8 protein-coding genes are annotated in these 20466 nt (G+C 70.8%); 5 read left to right on the top strand and 3 right to left on the bottom strand.

All coding sequences use genetic code 11. The features are described from left to right. Window positions 1-12: 12 nt before the first annotated feature. From F7P10_RS33435 to F7P10_RS33425, 3 genes are all read right to left on the bottom strand, one after another. The gene (locus F7P10_RS33435; protein ID WP_151015627.1) at window positions 13-1044 is read right to left on the bottom strand and encodes an SRPBCC family protein; all 1032 of its coding nucleotides are present in this window, start codon (window positions 1042-1044) and stop codon (window positions 13-15) included. Window positions 1045-1208: 164 nt separating this feature from the next. After that, window positions 1209-1526 (bottom strand): hypothetical protein, encoded by a 318-nt coding sequence (locus tag F7P10_RS33430; RefSeq protein WP_151015626.1) that lies wholly within the window; start codon window positions 1524-1526, stop codon window positions 1209-1211. Between the two features lie 93 nt (window positions 1527-1619). Next, entirely contained in the window at window positions 1620-2039 is a 420-nt protein-coding gene (locus F7P10_RS33425; protein ID WP_151015624.1) for a nuclear transport factor 2 family protein, read from the bottom strand. A 415-nt stretch (window positions 2040-2454) separates the two neighbouring features. On the opposite strand from F7P10_RS33425, the gene F7P10_RS33420 reads away from it, so the two are divergent. Genes F7P10_RS33420 through F7P10_RS33400 form a run of 5 tightly spaced genes read left to right on the top strand, consistent with a single transcriptional unit; the run spans window position 2455 to window position 20465 of the window. Further along, entirely contained in the window at window positions 2455-2715 is a 261-nt protein-coding gene (locus tag F7P10_RS33420; protein ID WP_151015622.1) for an MbtH family protein, read from the top strand. Window positions 2716-2743: 28 nt separating this feature from the next. Next, on the top strand, window positions 2744-3157 hold the full coding sequence (panD, locus tag F7P10_RS33415) for an aspartate 1-decarboxylase (RefSeq protein ID WP_151015620.1): 414 nt from the start codon (window positions 2744-2746) through the stop codon (window positions 3155-3157). Next, the gene (locus tag F7P10_RS33410) at window positions 3157-4782 is read left to right on the top strand and encodes a (2,3-dihydroxybenzoyl)adenylate synthase (protein WP_151015618.1); all 1626 of its coding nucleotides are present in this window, start codon (window positions 3157-3159) and stop codon (window positions 4780-4782) included. The genes panD and F7P10_RS33410 overlap by 1 nt, the downstream gene beginning before the upstream one ends. A gap of 23 nt (window positions 4783-4805) precedes the next feature. Further along, window positions 4806-14996 carry a non-ribosomal peptide synthetase gene (locus F7P10_RS33405; RefSeq protein ID WP_176611755.1) on the top strand — a complete coding sequence of 3397 codons (10191 nt, stop codon included), beginning with the start codon at window positions 4806-4808 and terminating at the stop codon, window positions 14994-14996. 33 nt (window positions 14997-15029) lie between these two features. Next, a complete protein-coding gene (locus F7P10_RS33400) occupies window positions 15030-20465 on the top strand; it encodes a non-ribosomal peptide synthetase (protein WP_151015614.1) in 5436 nt (1811 codons plus the stop codon). Window position 20466 lies beyond the last annotated feature (1 nt).

Below are 20466 nucleotides of genomic sequence, written 5' to 3'. Positions count from 1 at the left end.
CCCTCGACCGGGTCAGCCGGCGTCGTCCCGCCGGGCGTCCTGCTCCTCCTTGACGGCGCCCTGCTCCTCCTTAGCAGCGCCCTGCTCCTCCTTGACGGAGTCCTGCTCCTCCTTGACGGCGTCCTCGTGGGTCTTGACGACCTCGCCGTCGCGGATCTCGCCACGCCAGCCCTCGATCTCGTCCCGCTCGAGGACGGCACGGGTCATCATGTGGCGCTTGATGTGCTTGAACTCGAGGCGCAGCCGGCGCCCCTGCGCGCGCCACAGGTTCGCGGTCTTCTCGAAGAAGCCGTCCGGGTGGTACTCGGCGACCAGCAGGACGCGCGTCAGGTTCGGCGTCAGTTCCGCGAAGGTCACGGCCCCATCGACGTACCCCTTGGCGCCCGTGGACTTCCACACGATGCGCGTGTCGGGGACCTGCTCGACGATCGTCGACTCCCAGCTGCGGTGCGAGAGGAAGATCTGCGCGCGCCAGTTGATCTTCTCGTCGGACTCCTGCTCGACGCTCTCGACCTTGCTGGTGAACGACGGGTAGTCGCCGAACCGCGTCCACTGGTCGTAGGTCGTGCGCAGCGGCAGCCCGACGTCGAACTCCTCGATGATGGTGACGACCTTGGCCTCTTTCTCGCCGCCGCCCGCATCGCCGCCGTCCCCTTCTCCGCCGCCGACCAGTCCCGCGACGTCCTTGACCTTCTCCTTCGCGCCGCCCAGTCCAGCGACGTCTTTCACCTTCTCGCCGCCCGCTCCCGCGACGTCCTTGACCTTCTCCTTCGCACCGGTCACTCCCGCGGTGACGCCGGCCCGGAGCGGCGATCTGCCCTTCGCGAGCTCGCCCGCCCCGGCCTCGAACATCTTCGCGCCGGCGCTCTCGCCGTTCCCGGTGCTCTCGTTCAGGCGTCCGGTCAGATCCCGGATCCTGCCGTTGGCGGACGTGAGCGCCCGCATCATCATCGCGCGCGCCAGCCCCCGGCCCGCCTCCTTGAACTCGTCGAGGGGGAGGGCGTCGGTCGGACTCGGCGCGTCCCCGGTCCTGGTCCCGGCCATCGTCACCACTTCTCACTAGGGCGGGCCGCTCCCCGCCCGGCGTGCGGACCGTCCGTCGGCCGCACGGCGGAGCGCGGCGTCACCCCACCCTTCACCGCGACCGGCGGCGGACAAACGACGCAAAGCCTGTCGACCAGGTAAAACGTTGGTCTGAGCGGGACGCCCTACCCCGTCGGGGTGGGGCTGGGCGAGGTGGACGGGACGTGGCCCGGCGGGAAGTCGCAGTCGATGTCGCCGACTTCCTTGCCGCCGTCGGGCTCCTCGATGAGCACGTAGGCGCAGGCGCGGCCGTTCTCGTCGGTGAAGGACTGCCGCTGCGCGGTCTCGCCGCATCCGGTGGCCGCCGGCAGGACGAACGCGCAGCCGCCGATCGCCGTCAGGACGAGCCCGCGGCGCCCGGCGGCGCCGTGCAGGGGGGATCGCCGGCCCCACGGCGATCCGAGGGTTCGCCGCACGCGGCTCCACCGGTCGTTTCGCTTCATGCGCGAAGCATGACCGGGCCCGCCGCGCCCGGTCCGCGTACTTCGCCACATTCCAGGAAACCGCGGGTGACGCTTCGGTATCCGGCGAGGCCCTCAGCCGGGCCGCAGGACGGCGAAGTCGCCCAGGTCGTGCGAGATCGTGAACGTGCGGGAGGTGATGTGCCAGCCGTGCGGGGTGCGGGTCCAGCGGTCCTCGTACTCGCCGAAGCACTCGTACGCGAGCCCCTCCGCCGGGCCCTCGCCGCGGTGGTGGACGCGCGCGTACGTCAGCGATCGCGCCTCGTCGCCGCGGATCTCGACGCGGTGGTTGCCGAGGAGGTGCTGGGACGGCCCGCAGCCGCCGAGGTGGGCGCGGACCGTCGCGACGATCTCGTCCCGTCCCGTCCGGCCGTAGCCGGCGGCGGACGGGACGAACATCGCGCCGATCGCGTCCCAGTCGCGGCGGTCGAGGGCGGCGGCGAGTTCGGCGAGCCGCTCGATGATCTGGTCGCGGTCGCTCAACGTGGGGGTCATACCTCTCGTATACGGCCACCGCGCGTCCGGCCGCCGCCCCGTTCCCGCTCAGCGGGCGGCAGGCGAAAGAGCCTTGCCCGCACCGCGCGCGGCGCCCACCGCCCGGTCGGCGCCCCACGGTTCCACCACCGGACAGCGACCGAGTGGTCACCGACCGTCCACCGGATCGACCTTGATCGATGCGGCGAAATGGAGATCCATTAGATGGCCAGAGTTAGCTTAGGCTTCCCTAACTTCTGTGTTACTGTGTCGCACGGCACCGACCATCGATGCGAATCGATGCAAGCCGCACCGTGACCCGTTGGCCCCGCGCTCCGAGATCCACCACCGCCGAGTCCGTCAATGACGACGCCTCGGCCTCGTCGCTGCCCTCCTCGCTGCCCCCCGGACCTTGCAGAAGACAAGGGAGCAACCCATGCCTCAAAATCCTTTTGACGACGACAGCGGCAGTTTCTACGCCCTCGTCAATCAGGAGGAGCAGTACTCCCTCTGGCCGACCTTCAAGCCGGTTCCCGGTGGCTGGACGATCGTTTTCGGCGCCCCCGACGGGGCTCCGCGCCAGGAGGTCCTCGACTGGATCGACGGCACCTGGACCGACCTTCGTCCCAAGTCCCTTCGCGACTTCATCGCCGAGCAAGAGGGCGCGGCGCAGAACGCGACCCCCACCGGCAACTGACCGACTTCTCGACCCAGGGAGAACAAGCATGTTCCGCACCGTCCTCGGCGGAAAGATCCACCGCGCCACCGTCACCCAGGCCGACCTGCACTACGTGGGCTCGATCACGATCGACGCGGATCTGGTCCAGGCCGCGGGTCTCGTCGAAGGAGAGAAGGTTCAGGTCGTCGACATCACGAACGGCGCCCGCATCGAGACCTACCTCATCACCGGGGACGCCGGCGGCGGCCAGATCTGCATCAACGGCGCCGCGGCGCACCTGGTGAACCCCGGCGACCTTGTGATCATCATGTCCTACCTGCTCGCCGAGGAGACCGAGCTGATCACGCACGAGCCGCGCATCGTGCACGTCGACGCCGACAACCGGATCGTCGCGCTGGGCAACGACCCGGCGGAGCCGGTGCCCGGCGCGGTCGACCAGGTCTCGTCGAGGCACCTTTGATGGCCGTCCTGGAGCCGCTCTCCCTCGACGGTTTCGTGCCGTACCCGGCCGAGACCGCCGCCCGCTATCGCGACGCGGGGTTCTGGACCGACCAAACGCTTCCGGAACCGCTGTTCGAGACTGTCGCGCGGATCCCCGGCAAGACGGCGATCGTCGCGGGTGAGACCGGCCTCACCTACGCGGAGCTCGGTGACCGGGTCCTCCGGATCGCCGCGGGCCTGCGCGACCTCGGCGTCGGCCGCGGCGACCGGGCGATCGTGCACCTGCCGAACATCCCCGAGTTCATCGTGTTCGTCTACGCGTTCTGGGAGATCGGCGCCATCCCGGTCTTCGCCCCGGCGGCGCACCGGCGCACGGAGATCGAGCACTTCGTCGAGGTGACCGGGGCCCGCGTCTACGTCACCGTCGCCAAGCACGACGGGGCCGATCTGGCAGCGCTGGCGGCGGACCTGAAGGCGAAGTGGCCCGGCCTGGAGCACACCGTGGTGCTCGACGGGGACGGCGCCGGCGCCGACCTCGACCGGCTGCTGGCACACGATCCGCTGCCCCACGAACGGCGGTCCCTGCCCGGCGACGTCGCCCTGCTGCAACTGTCGGGCGGAACGACGGGACGGCCCAAGCTGATCCCGCACACCAGCGAGACCTACCTGCATTCCGTCAGGGCGAGCATCCCGCTCTGCGGGATCACCGAGGCCTCCGTACAGCTGACCGCGGTCCCGCTCTGCCACAGCATGTCGGTGCGATCCCCCGGCTTCCTGAGCGTTCTCAGCGTCGGCGGAACCGTGGTGCTGGCCCACGACGGAAGTCCCGACACCGTGTTCCCGCTCATCGAGCGGCACGGAGTCACCCAGTCGTCGATCGTCCCACCGCTCCTGCTGGCCTGGCTGAACTCCTCGCTCAAGGACCGCTTCGACCTGTCGAGCCTGGAGAGCCTGCACGTAGGCGGGGCGAGACTCAGCATCGAGGCGGCACGGCGGGTGCGGCCCGAACTCGACGTCATCCTGCAACAGGGCTTCGGCATGGCCGAAGGGCTGGTCAACTACAACCGGTTCGACGTCGACGAGGAGACGAGCGTGCGGTGCCAGGGCCGCCCGATCTCTCCAGGTGACGAACTGCTCATCCTGGACGACGACGGCGAGCCGGTGCCGCCCGGTGTGCCGGGGCATCTGCTGACCCGCGGTCCCTCCACCATCCGCGGCTACTTCCGCAACCCCGAGGAGAACGCCCGCAGCTTCACCCCCGACGGCTTCTATCGCACGGGCGACATCGTCGAACGTGACGAGAACGGCTACCTGGCCGTGGTGGGACGGTCGAAGGACCAGATCAACCGGGGCGGGGAGAAGGTCGCGCCCGAGGAGGTGGAGAACCTCATCCTCGGGCACGAGGGGGTGCACGACGTGTCCGTCATCGGGATCCCCGACGCCGTCCTGGGCGAGCGCGTCAAGGCGTTCGTGATCCCGCGGAAGGAGGCCGACCCGGCCACGCTGAAACTGGCGCCCATCCGCAAGTTCCTCCGCGAACGGGGCCTCGCCTCGTACAAGCTGCCGGACGCGCTGGACGTCGTCGCCGAGTTCCCGCAGACGGCGGTCGGCAAGGTCAGCAAGCGGCTGCAGCGGGTCACGTAGAACTGAGAGGACGAACGTTCCCGGTGGACTCTGACGAGCGGGTGGCCCTGTCCGCCAGCCAACGCGGCATCTGGGCCGCGCACAAGCTGTTCCCCGCGCCGGCGTTCCGCGCAGCCGAGATCACCTGGCTGCCGGGCCCGGTGGACACGGCCGCCTTCACCGCCGCGGTCGGCCGTGCCTTCACGGAGACCGACGCCCTGCGCATCCGGTTCCACGAGGAACAGGGCACCCCGTTCCAACGCGTCGACACAGCACGGCACCTCGAAACGACGGTGGTGGACGAGCCGCACGACGATGCGGCGATCCGCGACCTGGTCCGCGCCTCGTTCGACGATCCCGCCGCCGCGGCGGCCGAGCTGGCCACGGCCTCCACGCTGCTGCGGCGCGCGGACGGGACTTGGGCGTGGTTCTTCGCGTCGGACAACGTCCTGCTCGACGGGTACAGCGTCACGATGTTCATCCGCCGCGTGGCGGAGATCTACTCGGCGGCCGTCCGGAACGAACCCGTTCCCGACGCCTGGTTCGGGCGGCTGGCGGACGCCCTCCCGTCGCCGCACGACGAGGTGGGCCCGGATCCCGGCACGGTCGAGTACTGGCGCCGGCTCCTGGACGTGGACGTCGTCCAGGAGCCGGCCTCGGCCGTCCCGGCCGAACTCTTCTCGTTCTCCTACCGTCCTGTCCGCCTACCGACGCCCGACAGCACGTTCGACCGTCTGCGGACGTTCTCGCGGAGCGTCCGCGCGAACTGGAGCGACGCGCTGATCGCCCTGTGGGGGCTCTACACGTCGCTCGCCGAGCGGCGGACCGACATCGCGGTGCGGGTGCCCTTCATGATGCGGGACACCCCCGACCTGCTGCGGACCCCCAACGCGATGTCGCGGGTCCTGCCGCTGGTCGCCCCGATCGGTCCGCGCGACACGCTCGCGGAGCTGATGAAGGCCGTCCGCCTGCAGATGGGGCAGGCGAAGGCGCATGCCGCGGCGGAGGACCACCACATCGCCCGGAGCTGGCCGGGGAGCGAGTCCTCCTACTTCACGCTGCCGTCCATCAACATCAAGATCTTCGAATACGTCGCGCGATTCGATCAGCTCGTCGGGACGGTGGAGACCGTCAACCCGGGGCAGATCGGGAAGCTGGACCTGTCCGTCTACCGCGACCCGGTGTCCGGGCTGCGCTGCGAGCTGGCCGGGCACGAGTCGATCATCTCGGTCGCGGACGTGGAACGGCACGCGACCGCCTTCGCCCAGTTCCTCGAGCGGGCGCTCGGGGCCGGTCCGGACACGACCCTCCACGAACTGGTCGAAGCGGCCTTCCCCGTGCGGAACGCTCCGTCCGGCGCGGGAAGGGCACCGGACGTCGCTGCCGACATGTCCGTGGACGGGCTGCTCCGGCGGCAGATCGAAGCGACCCCGCAGGCGACCGCGGTGCTGTCAGACGACGGAACCTCCCTCTCCTACGCCGAACTCGACGCGCGCGTGGACGCCTTCGCCGCCACTCTGGCCGACACCGGTGCAGCCACCGGTAACCGGGTAGCGCTGGTCCTGCCACGCTCGGTAGACCGGGTCATCGCACTCCTCGGAGTGATCCGGGCCGGTGCGGCATGCGTACCGATCGACCCGGCATACCCGGCCGAGCGAATACAGCAGATCCTCGAAGACTCCAACGCCGCCATCGTGGTGACCGGCCCCGACACCCTCCAAGCCACCGGCCGCACCACCACACCCCCAGACGACGCCGCATTCGTCATCTTCACCTCCGGAACCACCGGCCGCCCCAAAGGCGTCATCCTCTCCCACCAGGCCATGGTCAACCGACTCACCTGGGGCGCCGAACTCCTCCAACTCCACCCCGGCGACCGCGCCCTGGCCAAAAGCAGCGTCGGATTCATCGACGCGGCAACCGAACTACTCACCCCCCTCACCGCAGGCGCCACCATCGTCATCGCCAACGACCAAGCCGCCCAAGACCCGTCGGCCCTGGCCGACATCGTGCAACGCCACCAGGTCACGCACCTGCTCACCGTCCCCAGCCTCGCCGACGTCCTGGCCCACGTCCCCAACGCCTCAGACGCTCTGCGCTCGTTGCGGCACTGGGTCTGCTCAGGCGAGACACTCACACCGGCCACCACCGAGGCCATACGCCAAGCCGCACCCGGCGCCGTACTGCGCAACTTCTACGGCTCCACCGAAGTCACCGGCGACGCCACCACCACTTACGCCGACGCCACAGCCATCGGGACCCCGGCCCCCGGTGTCCAAGTGCGAGTCCTGGACACCTGGCTACGCCCCGTGGCCCAGGGCGTCACCGGCGAACTCTACGTCGGCGGAACACAGCTGGCCGAGGGCTATACCGGACGCGGGGCGCTGACAGCCGACCGGTTCATCGCCGATGACGACGGCCGACGCCTGTACCGCACCGGCGACCTCGTCCGCTGGAACACCCACGGCACCCTCGACTTCATCGGCCGCGCCGACGACCAGATCAAAATGCGCGGCCACCGCATCGAACCCGAAGAAATCCGCAACACCCTCCACCAACACCCCGCCATCACCGCCGCCGCGATCCTCCCCCTCGACCACCCCGCAGGCGGCACATACCTCGCCGCCTACATCACCACATCAACACCGGAAGAGACCCCGCCGGAAGACGAACTGCGCGCGCACGTCGCAGCGCGGCTGCCGGACTACATGGTGCCGACGACCATCACCACACTCGACACCTTTCCCCTCACGCCCAACGGCAAGCTCGACCGCACAGCACTCCCCACACCACAACTCACCACCACCCACGGACGAGCACCAGAAACCGAAACCGAACGGGAATTGGCGGACATCTTCCGCGACGTCCTGCACCTCGACCACCATCCCTCCGCCGACGACGACTTCTTCCGCCTCGGCGGGCACTCGCTGCTCGCGACGCGCGTGGTAGCGCGGCTGGGCTCGGGGCTGTCGCTGCGGGACCTGTTCGACGCTCCGACGATCGCCGACCTAGCGCCGATCGTCGACGCCGATCGCGGTACCCGACCGAGAACGGTACGGATGGGTGAGGTCCCGCGGCCTGCGGCGCTGCCTCTCTCGTACGGTCAGCAGTCGTTGTGGATGATCGACCAACTCGGCGGCCCCGGTTCGCGATACGTGGTTCCGCTGGTGCTGCGCATATCGGGAAGCCTGGAGGAAGCCGCGCTGGGCGCGGCGGTGCGGGATGTGGTGTCCCGGCACGAGCCGCTGCGGACCCTGTTGGTGGAGCGGGACGGGCAACTGTGCCAGGTCGTCGTCTCCGCGGAGGATGCGGCCGCTCGGCTCCCGCTGGCCGTGGAGGACTTCTCCGAGGCGCGACTCGCGGAGATCGTGCAGGCGCGGTTCGCGCTGGGATCGGACATCCCGATCCGCGCGGCGTTGCTGCGGGCCTCCGACACGGAATGGGTACTGGCGCTGGCAGTGCACCACTCCGCCGTGGACGAGTGGTCCTTCCCAGCACTGCTCGGTGACCTCTCACAGGCCTACCGAGCACGGACCGAGGGCAACCGACCGGACTGGACCCCACTGCCGGTGCAGTACGCGGACTACGCCCTATGGCAACGAGCGGTCCTCGACGGCGCGGAACTCGACCGGCTGCTCGACTTCTGGCGCCACGCCTTGGCGGACGCCCCGCCAGAATCAGGAATCAGCCCGGACCGATCGCCCCCGGCCGTGCCGTCCCACATCGGCGCCGACATCGAATTCGGTGTGGATACCGCCACGGTCAAGGCCCTGCGAACGCTGGCCGAGGCACAGGGCGTGACGATGTTCATGCTCGTTCAAGCCGCGGTGGCATTGGCCGTGTCAACGCTGGGAGGCGGAGACGACATCGTGGTCGGCTCGCCTGTCGGCGGCCGGACCGAGGACGGTCTCGAAGACCTGGTCGGCTATTTCGTGAACACTCTGCCGTTCCGGCACCGGATCGAGTCGGGTGACCGTCTGATCGACGTCCTCGCTCGAGCCCGTGACGTGGTGCTCGACGGGCTCGGGCATCAGGAGGCGCCGTTCGAGCAGATCGCCGCGACTGTCGGCGGGGAACGCGCAGCGGGCCGCAACCCGGTGTTCCAGTTGTTGCTGACCTACCGGCACCTGGCTGATCACAGTGTGCTTGAGCCGGAGTTCCCTGGCGCAAAGGCACATTTGGAGCGGGCGGCCCTCGGCGCCGTGAAGACAGATCTCGACATCTACCTGACCGAGACCCCCGAAGCGGTCACCGGCTTCCTCACCTACGCCGTCGACCTGTTCGACCCGGCCACAGCCGACCGGTTCCTGACCGTGCTCCAGAAAATCCTGGACAAGCTCGCGACCGACCCGCAGACCCGTGTCGCCGACCTCGACCTGCTACCAGCGCCGTCCCCCGCCCAGACACCCGCCGCCACTTCCACGGAAACGTCACTGGACGGGCTCCTCCGGCGGCAGATCGAAGCGACCCCGCAGGCGACCGCGGTGCTGTCAGACGACGGAACGTCCCTCTCCTACGCCGAACTCGACGCGCGCGTGGAAGCCTTCGCCGCCACTCTGGCCAACACCGGTGCGGCCACCGGTGACCGGGTGGCGCTGGTCCTGCCACGCTCGCTGGACCGGGTCATCGCACTCCTCGGAGTGATCCGGGCCGGTGCGGCATGCGTACCGATCGACCCGGCATACCCGGCCGAGCGGATACAGCAGATCCTCGAAGACTCCAACGCCGCCATCGTGGTGACCGGCCCCGACACCCTCCAAGCCACCGGCCGCACCACCACACCCCCAGACGACGCCGCATTCGTCATCTTCACCTCCGGAACCACCGGCCGCCCCAAAGGCGTCATCCTCTCCCACCGCGCCATGGCCAACCGACTCACCTGGGGCGCCGAACTCCTCCAACTCCACCCCGGCGACCGCGCCCTGGCCAAAAGCAGCGTCGGATTCATCGACGCAGCAACCGAACTACTCACCCCCCTCACCGCAGGCGCCACCATCGTCATCGCCAACGACGACGCAGCCGCAGACCCGCTGTCCCTGGCCGACATCGTGGGCCGCTTCGAGGTGACGCATCTGCTGACGGTGCCCAGCCTCGCCGACGTGCTGGCCCACGTCCCCAACGCCTCAGACGCTCTGCGCTCGTTGCGGCACTGGGTCTGCTCAGGCGAGACACTCACACCGGCCACCACCGAGGCCATACGCCAAGCCGCACCCGGCGCCGTACTGCGCAACTTCTACGGCTCCACCGAAGTCACCGGCGACGCCACCACCACCCACGCCGAGGGAACCACCATCGGCGCCCCCGTCCCCGGCACCCACATCCAAGTCCTGGACACCTGGCTACGCCCCGTGGCCCAGGGCGTCACCGGCGAACTCTACGTCGGCGGAACACAACTCGCCCACGGCTACACCGGACGCGGCGCCCTGACAGCCGACCGATTCATCGCCGACCCCCACAGCGACACCGGCGACCGCCTGTACCGCACCGGCGACCTCGTCCGCTGGAACACCCACGGCACCCTCGACTTCATCGGCCGCACCGACGACCAGATCAAAATCCGCGGCCACCGCATCGAACCCGAAGAAATCCGCAACACCCTCCACCAACACCCCGCCATCACCGCCACCGCCATCCTCCCCCTCGACCACCCCGCAGGCGGCACATACCTCGCCGCCTACATCACCACCACAACACCGGAAGAGACCCCGCCAGAAGAAGAACTGCGCACACACCTCGCCCGACACCTACCCGACTACATGGTCCCGGCCACCATCACCACACTCGACACCTTTCCCCTCACGCCCAACGGCAAGCTCGACCGCACAGCACTCCCCACACCACAACTCACCACCACCCACGGACGAGCACCAGAAACCGAAACCGAACGCGAGTTGGCGGACATCTTCCGCGACGTCCTGCACCTCGACCACCATCCCTCCTCCGACGACGACTTCTTCCGCCTCGGCGGGCACTCCCTGCTCGCGACACGGGCGGTCGCGCGAGTGAACGCCCGGCTGGGCTCGAGGCTGTCGCTGCGGGACCTGTTCGACGCCCGGACGATCGCGGCGCTGGCACGGGTCGTCGGCTCCGGGCCCGAAGAGGGCCCCGACCAAGTGCGGGTGGGAGAGGTCCCACGGCCCGAGGTCGTGCCGGTCTCATTCGGGCAGCAGGCGTTGTGGTTGGTGGATCAGCTCGGCGGGCCGGGCGGACGATACGTGGTCCCAGTCGTGCTGCGGCTGGCAGGGAACGTGGACGAGGCCGCGCTGAGGGCTGCGGTGCGGGACGTGGTGTCCCGGCATGAGGTGTTGCGGACCCTGTTGGTGGAGCGGGACGGGCAACTGTGCCAGGTCGTCGTCTCCGCGGAGGATGCGGCCGCTCGGCTCCCGCTGGCCGTGGAGGACTTCTCCGAGGCGCGACTCGCGGAGATCGTGCAGGCGCGGTTCGCGCTGGGATCGGACATCCCGATCCGCGCGGCGTTGCTGCGGGCCACCGACACGGAATGGGTACTGGCGCTGGCAGTGCACCACTCCGCCGTGGACGAGTGGTCCTTCCCAGCACTGCTCGGTGACCTCTCACAGGCCTACCGAGCACGGACCGAGGGCAACCGACCGGACTGGACCCCACTGCCGGTGCAGTACGCGGACTACGCCCTATGGCAACGAGCGGTCCTCGACGGCGCGGAACTCGACCGGCTGCTCGACTTCTGGCGCCACGCCTTGGCGGACGCCCCGCCAGAATCAGGAATCAGCCCCGATCGGTCGCCCCCGGCCGTGCCGTCCCACATCGGCGCCGACATCGAATTCGGTGTGGATACCGCCACGGTCAAGGCCCTGCGAACGCTGGCCGAGGCACAGGGCGTGACGATGTTCATGCTCGTTCAAGCCGCAGTCGCCCTGAGCATGTCGGCTCTCGGCGGCGGAGACGACATCGTGGTCGGCTCGCCTGTCGGCGGCCGGACCGAAGACGGTCTCGAAGACCTGGTCGGCTACTTCCTGAACACTCTGCCGTTCCGGCACCGGATCGAGTCGGGTGACCGTCTGATCGACGTCCTCGCTCGAGCCCGTGACGTGGTCCTTGACGGGTTGGCGCACCAAGAGGCACCGTTCGAGCAGATCGCGGCAGCGGCCGGCGGCGAACGGGCTATGAACCGCAACCCGGTGTTCCAGGTCCTACTCACCTACCGGCACCTGGCCGACCATGCCGTGCTGGAGCCGGAGTTCCCAGGCCTCCAGGCCCGGATGGAGCGGGCGGCCCTCGGCGCCGTGAAGACAGACCTGGACATCTACCTGACCGAGACCCCCGAAGCGGTCACCGGCTTCCTCACCTACGCCGTCGACCTGTTCGACCCGGCCACAGCCGACCGGTTCCTGACCGTGCTCCAGAAAATCCTGGACAAGCTCGCGACCGACCCACAGGCCCGTGTCGCCGACCTCGACCTGCTACCAGCGCCGTCCCCCGCCGAGATGCCGGCCGCCTCCACAGAGGTGTCGTTGGACCGGTTGCTGCGACGACAGGTCGAGGCGACTCCCGATGCCGCAGCCGTCGTTGCGGACGAACTCTCGCTGTCGTACGCCGAACTCGACGCGCGGGTGGAAGCCTTCGCCGACACTCTGGCCGACGCCGGTGCGGCCACCGGTGACCGGGTGGCGCTGGTCCTGCCACGCTCGCTGGACCGGGTCATCGCACTCCTCGGAGTGATCCGGGCCGGTGCGGCATGCGTACCGATCGACCCGGCATACCCGGCCGAGCGGATACAGCAGATCCTCGAAGACTCCAACGCTGCCATCGTGGTGACCGGCCCCGACACCCTCCAAGCCACCGGCCGCACCACCACACCCCCAGACGACGCCGCATTCGTCATCTTCACCTCCGGAACCACCGGCCGCCCCAAAGGCGTCATCCTCTCCCACCAGGGCATGGCCAACCGGCTCACCTGGGGCGCCGAACTCCTCCAACTCGGCCCAGATGACCGCGCCCTGGCCAAAAGCAGCGTCGGATTCATCGACGCAGCAACCGAACTACTCACCCCACTGGCCGCCGGCGCCACCGTCGTCATCGCCAACGACCAGACCGCCCAAGACCCGCTGGCCCTGGCCGACATCGTGCAACGCCACCAGGTCACGCACCTGCTCACCGTCCCCAGCCTCGCCGACGTCCTGGCCCGCGTCCCCAACGCCTCAGACGCTCTGCGCTCGTTGCGGCACTGGGTCTGCTCAGGCGAGATCCTCGCACCGGCCACCATCGAGGCGATGCGGCAGGCCGCGCCTGGCGCCGTGCTGCGCAACTTCTACGGCTCCACCGAAGTCACCGGCGACGCCACCACCACCCATGCCGACGCCACCACCATCGGCAGCCCCGTCCCCGGCACCCACATCCGAGTCCTGGACGCCTGGCTGCGGCCCGTGGCCCAGGGCGTCACCGGCGAACTCTACGTCGGCGGAACACAGCTGGCCGAGGGCTACACCGGACGCGGCGCGCTGACAGCCGACCGGTTCATCGCCGATGACGACGGCCGACGCCTGTACCGCACCGGCGACCTCGTCCGCTGGAACACCCACGGCACCCTCGACTTCATCGGCCGCACCGACGACCAGATCAAAATCCGCGGCTACCGCATCGAACCCGAAGAAATCCGCAACACCCTCCACCAACACCCCGCCATCACCGCCGCCGCCATCCTCGCCCTCGACCACCCCGCAGGCGGCACATACCTCGCCGCCTACATCACCACCACAACACCAGCACCCACAGAACAAGAACTGCGCACACACCTCGCCCGACACCTCCCCGACTACATGGTCCCGGCCACCATCACCACACTCGACACCCTCCCCACCACCCCCAACGGCAAGCTCGACCGCACAGCACTCCCCACACCACAACTCACCACCACCCACGGACGAGCACCAGAAACCGAAACCGAACACGCACTGGCCGACATCTTCCGCGACGTCCTGCACCTCGACCACCACCCCTCCGCCGACGACGACTTCTTCCGCCTGGGCGGGGACAGCATCCTCGCCGCGCGTCTCGTGTCCGCCGCGCTCGCCCGCGAGCTGCCGCTGACACTCCAGAACGTCTTCGAGCGCCGGACCGTGGGCGGGCTGGCCGGCGCGCTGCCCGCTCCCCCGGACGGCCGGGTCGACGAGGGCGCTCAGGAGCCGGTCCCGGTTCCGGTGTCCGCCGCCCTCGATCGTCTCCGCGAGTCGGGCGCCGACCCGAACGCCTGGGTGTACACCGAGACCTTCGAGGTCGCCGACGATGCGGCGCTGCGCGACACATACGCCGCCGTCATCGCGGAGACGGACGCGCTGCGCATGTCCGTGGAGTGCGTGAGCCGGCGTCTCTGGCTCAGCCACGTCCTGCCGACCGCGCCCGAGGCGGCGGTCGCCGAGCTCGCGCCGGTCGACGACGCCGACCCGGCGGCGCTGCGCGCGGCGGCGACGGACCTGGTGGACATCACGATCGGGAGGCCGTCCGCCATGGCCTTCGTCCGGACGCCGACGCGCACGGTCGTCTCCCTTGCCGTCCACGCGGGCGCGGCGGACCGCGCCTCGGTCCATCGCCTCGCCGACGTGCTGCGGTCCGGCGTCCCTGCCGAGTGGACGGGCGGCGGGCTGGCACCGGCCCTCGAGGCCGTCGAGGAGACCGGCGCCGCGACCGGCACGTCGAGCCTGGACGGGTGGAAGGACCTGCTGAATCGCCGCGCGGAGGTCGACGGGGACGTCTTCGCCCCGGGCCGGGCGGAGACGTTCGGGTGGACGGGGACGTACGGGGAGAGCACCGTCCGATACGCCCTACGCCGCGCGCTGTGGGCGACGGGCACAGGCGCAAGCCCGGGCACGGGCACGGGCACGACCGGTGGTCTCGTCGATGAGGAGGTCGCCTTGGTCGCCGGGACCGGCCCGGTGCCGCCGGGTCCGTTCACGGCGACCGTCCCCGTGCCCGTCGACGACGAGGACCGGACGGTGACCGTGGAGTTCCCGCTGCTGCGCCACCACAACAAGGCCGGGCGCCGCGCCCTGCGGCGCGTGCTGGCGCCGGACGTGCTCATCACCAGGGTTCACGGACCGGCGGCGGACCGGCCGGAGGGCGTCGAGACGCTGTACCGGGCGGTGATCCGCTATCACCTCGGCCCGGACGCCACCACGATCACCATGCTCGGTTTCGACGCCTCGGTCGCCCTGGCCGTGCGCGACGCCCTGTTCGCCGACTCCGTCACGACTTCGATCTGATCCCCACCCGACCGCATTGATCCTGGAGGATTCATGTCTGGCCGTTTTGTCCCGTTGACCCGGGCCCAGCACGGCGTGTGGGCGGCGCAGCGCCTGGTCCCCGAGGCGACGGCGTTCCGGATCGGCCAACTGGTGTGGCTGGACGGCGAGATCGATGCCGCGGTCTTCGCGGACGCGGCCGGGCAGGCGTTCGCGGAGTCCGAGGCGCTTCGCACCAGGTTCACCGAAGTGGACGGTACGGCGTACCAGAGCATCGACGAGGACGCCTCGTTGCCGACGACGGTCGTCGACGAGCCGGCCGGCGACGACGCGATCCGGCGCCGTGTCCGGGCCGCCTACCGTGCGGTCATCGACGTCACCGAGCCGTCCCGCTCCGAGTCCGCCCTGTTCCGGCGGGACGGCGGCGGGTGGGCCTGGGCGTTCACGACGCACCACCTCGTGCTGGACGCGTACGGCCTGTCGCTGTTCACCCGCCGGGTCGCCGAGATCTACACGGCCCGGCTGGACGGCGCCGCGCCCGGTGCGCGCTGGTTCGGCAGCTGGCCGGACCTCGTCGGCTCCGGCGCCGCCCCGGACGCCGACCACCGCCTTCCCGGCGAGTGGACGTCGCTGTTCGAGGACGCGGAGCCGCTCGGCCACGCGGCGGACGTCCCCGTCGACGAGTTGTTCGTGCTGTCGGAGCAGCAGGTCGACGTCCCGCTGCCGGCCGGCGTCTGGGACCGGATGCAGGATCGCGCCCGGCGGGCGCGGGTGAGCTGGGCGGCCTACCTGACCGGCCTGTGGGGCGTCTACACCGCCCTCGGGGAGAACCGCCCCGAACTGATCGTGCGCGTCCCCTTCATGATGCGCGAGGGCGCCGCCGCCCTCCGTACGCCCGGCATGCTGGTGAATTCGCTGCCGGTCGTGGCGCGGCTGTCCGGGGCGTCGTCGCTGGACGAGCTCGTGGCCGGCGTGGCGCGGCAGCTGCGCACGACGAGCCGCGACCGGAACCTCACCGAGGAGGAGGTGGCCCGCGAGTGGCCGGGCGGCGCGCTGGACTACCTGTGCCTCCCGCTCATCAACATCAAGGCGTTCGACTACACGGCCCGGTTCGGCGAGGTGAGCGGCCGCCAGGAGACCGTCAACGCGGGCCCGGTGGGACGTCTCGAACTGGTCGTCTACTCGGACCCGGTGCACGGTTCCCGGCTCGACCTCGCCGGCCACGAGTCGCTGATCGGGGCGGCGGAGCTGGCGGAGCACGCGGAGCGCTTCGCGAGTTTCGTGTCGGCCGCCCTCGACCGTGACGCCGGCATCGAGATCGCCGCCCTGCCGGCCGTGATGACCCCCGCCGAGCAGGCCGTGCTGGACGAGTGCGGCGCCGGCGTGGCGCTCGAGGTCCCCGACTCGACCCTGGACGGGTTGATCCGGGAGCAGGTCGCCGCGACCCCGGACGAGGTCGCGGTGATCGACGACGACGGCGTCCAGGTGACCTACGCCCAGTTCGACGCCCGGGTGAACGCGACCGCCCGGACGCTGATCGACCGGGGCGTGGCCATCGGCGACCGGGTGGCGGTGATCCTGCCCCGATCGGTCGACCTGATCGTCACCCTGGCCGCAGTGATGCGGGCGGGCGCCGCATTCGTACCGATCGACCCCTCCTACCCGACCGGCCGCATCCAGACCATCCTGCAAGACGCCGCCCCCACCCTGGTGATCGACGAACCCCTCCCAGGCACCACCGGAAACCCCGTACTGACACGCCCGCTGTCACCCCACGACACCGCATACGTCATCTTCACCTCCGGAACCACCGGCCGCCCCAAGGGCGTGGCCGTACCGCATCGGGCGATCGTCAATCTGATCGCGTGGCGGTGGGAGATCTTTCCGATCGCGGTGGCCGATCGGGTGCTGCAGAAGACGTCCGTCGGGTTCGACGTCGCCGTCCCCGAGTTCTTCTGGCCGCTCACCGTCGGAGCCACGGTCCGCCTCGTCCGGCCGGGCGGGGAACGCGACCCGGAGTACCTGACCCGGATCCTGCGCGACGAGCCGATCGCGTTCGTCGATCTGGTGCCCACGGCGCTGCAGGCGATGCTGGACACCGGATTCGATCCCGCCGCGACGCCCGTGCGGCACCTGTCGGTCGGCGGGGAGGCGCTGCCCGCCGCGCTGGGCAGGCGGCTGCAGGACGTTCCCGGCGTGAACGTGTGGAACAACTACGGGCCCACCGAAACGGCGGTGGACGCCACGGGGACCAGCCTCGCCGACGTGGATCTCACCCGCGTTCCCGTGGTCCCGATCGGCCGCCCGATCGCGAACGTGCGGGCCGTGGTGCTGGACGCCTGGCTGCGGCCGACCGCGCCCGGCGTGGCGGGCGAGTTGTACCTGGGCGGCGTGCAGCTGGCCGACGGCTACGTGGGCCGTCCCGGCCTGACCGCGGAACGGTTCATCGCCGACGACGACGGCCGGCGCCTGTACCGCACCGGGGACCTGGTCGCCTGGAACGACCGCGGCGGGCTGGAGTTCCTCGGCCGCGTCGACGACCAGGTCAAGATCCGCGGATACCGGATCGAACTCGACGAGATCCGCAACGTCCTGGAAGACCACGAAGGCGTCTCGGCCGCCGCGGTCATCGCGCTCGACCACCCCGCCGGCGGCAAGTACCTCGCCGCCTACGTGATCACATCGGCACCGGTGGAAGAGCTGCGCGCCCGCGCCGAGGCGCGACTACCGGACTACATGGTGCCCACCACGTTCACCCGGCTCGACTCGCTGCCGGTGACCGCGAACGGCAAGCTGGACCAGCGAGCGCTGCCGGTCCCCGACCTGGGCGGCGGGCCGGGACGGGCGCCGCGGACCCGCACCGAGCAGATCCTGGCCGAGGTGTTCCGGGACGTCCTCCAGGTGCCGTCGGTGACGGTCGACGACGACTTCTTCCGCCTCGGCGGCGACAGCATCCTGTCGATCCAGGTGGTGTCGCGGGCGCGCCGGGCCGGGGTGACGGTGACCGCGGCGGAGATGTTCACCGCCCGGACGGTCGGCGCGCTGGCGCGGGTGGCCGAGCAGCACGACGCCGCGGCCCCCGGCGAGTCCGGCGGACCGGCCGAGCGGTCCGAGTCCGGGCTGTGGCCGATCGCCGCCGCCGAGGCCGACCTCCCCGGGTTCGGCGCGTTCACGCAGTCGTTCACCTTCGTCACCCCGCCCGGCCTGACCGAGCCGGACCTGCACCGGACCCTCGGGCGCGTGATCGAGCACCATCCCGCGCTGCGCGGGCGGCTCGTGCGGGGCGACGGGAACGAATGGCGTTTCGAGACCCGGCCGTTCGACGCCGAAGCGGTCGGCCGCCAGACCTCCGTCGACCGTCAGACCCCCGCGGACCGGTCCTCGTCCGCGTGGCCGCAGCAGATCCGCACCGTCACGGCGGAACTCTCCGAGTCGCTGGACCTGACGGCCGGGGTCCTCTGGCGCGCACGCTGGTTCCCGGGCGACGCCGGATCCGGCGGCAGGCTGCTGTGGGTGATCCACCACCTGGTGGTGGACGGCGTGTCCTGGCGCATCCTCGGCGACGACCTGCGGCACGCGTGGGAGCTGGAGACGGGCCGGACCGGCGAACCCCTGCCGCCGGCCGGGACGAGCGTGCCCGCGTGGACGCACGCCCTCACCGGGCGGTCGACCGACACCGACGTGACCGGCCGGCTCGACTACTGGACCGGTGTGCTCGCCGGCGACGATCCGCTGATCGGCTCGCGCCCGCTCGACCCGGCACGCGACACCGAGGGGACCGCCGGAACGGTCGGGGTGTCGGTGCCGGCGAACGTCACCCGGGCCGTCCTGACCGATGTGCCGGACCTGCTGTCGGCCGAGGTCGACGACGTCCTCCTCGGGGCGCTCACGATCGCGATCGGCGCCTGGCGCGCCCGGCGCGGAGCGGACCACCGGCGCGCCCTCGTGGGGCTGGAGGGGCACGGCCGCCAGGAATCGCTCGTCCCGGGCACGGACCTCTCCCGCACGGTCGGGTGGTTCACCAGCTGGTTCCCCGTCGCGCTGTCCAGCGACGGCATCGATCCCGCGCGGGCCCTGGCCGACCCGCGGCTCGCCGCGGACGCGGTGCTGCGCGTCAAGGAGCAGCTCCGCCGGGTTCCCGACCGCGGCACCGGTTACGGCCTGCTCCGCCACCTCAACCCCGCCACCGCGCCGGCCCTCGCCTCGGGAGGCGTCCCGCAGTTCGGCTTCAACTATCTCGGGCAGTTCCGCGGCGACGAAACGGAGCAGGCGGCCGCCTGGGGCCAGGCGCCGGAGACCGGCGGCCTCGACGTGCACTCCCCCGCCGAGCTGCCGCTGCCGGCGGTGGTCGACATCAACACCGCCGCCGTCCCCGGCGAGGGCGGCCTCGTCCTGGACGGCACGTTCTCCTATGCCGCCAGCGTCATCGGCGAGCGGGACGTCCGCGAACTCGTCGAGCTCTGGACGGCCGCGCTGGCCGCGCTGGGCCGCTACGCGGACGTGGCCGCACACCGGCGCCGCTCGCCGTCGGACCTGACCGCCCCCGGTGTGACCCAAGCGGACGTCGACGCGTGGGAGGCGCGCCACGGGGAGCTGACCGACGTGCAGCCGCTCACGGCCCTGCAGCGGGGCATCGCGTTCGAAACGCTCCTCGGCGCGGACGACGGGGCGGTGGACGTCTACACCACCCAGACCGTCCTGCACTTCGACGGCGCGGTCGACCCCGACCGGATGCGGGTCGCCCTGGACCGGGTGCTCGAACGGTTCCCGCACCTGAAGGCGGCGATCGCCGCCACCGGCACCGGGGAACTCGTCGCCGTCGTCCCCGCTTCGGCGGGGACGCCGTTCACGGCCGCCGACGCCGGAGTCCCGCTCGACGAGGTGCTCGACCGTGACCGGGCGGAGCCGTTCGACCTCCGGTCGGCGCCGCTCACCCGCGCGGTGCTGCTGACCACCGCGCCCGGACGGCGCACCCTGGTCTGGACGATGCACCACATCCTGGCCGACGGGTGGTCGAGCCCGATGCTGATCGAGGCGCTGCTGGAGGCGTACCGGGATCCCTCGGCGCGGCCCGAGCCGGACCGCGTCTACCCGGAGTTCCTGTCGTGGCTGAACGCCCGGGACGAGCGCGCCTCGGTGACCCGGTGGAGCCGAGCACTCGCGACGGTGGACGAGCCGACGCTCGTCGTCCCCGGCACCTCGCTCACCTCCTCGGTGTTCCCGGACCAGTTCGAGGTGAGGGTCGATCCGGAGACGCACGCGGCGTTGCAGCGGGCCGCGCGGTCCGCTGGCGCCACGTTCAGCAGCCTCATGCAGGCGGCCTGGGGAGTCGTCCTCAACAGCGTCACCGGTCAGCCGACGGTCGTGTTCGGCACCGCGGTCTCCGGCCGCCCCGCGGAGATCGACGGCATCGAGGACTCGGTGGGGTTGTTCATCAACACCGTCCCGGTCCCCGTCTCCGTGGCAGCCAACCCCACCCTCGGGAGCTGAT

The sequence above is a fragment of the Actinomadura sp. WMMB 499 genome, from assembly GCF_008824145.1.
Classification (GTDB): domain Bacteria; phylum Actinomycetota; class Actinomycetes; order Streptosporangiales; family Streptosporangiaceae; genus Spirillospora.
Note: the sequence above shows the minus strand (reverse complement) of the source record. Positions and strands in the feature narration are given on the sequence as shown.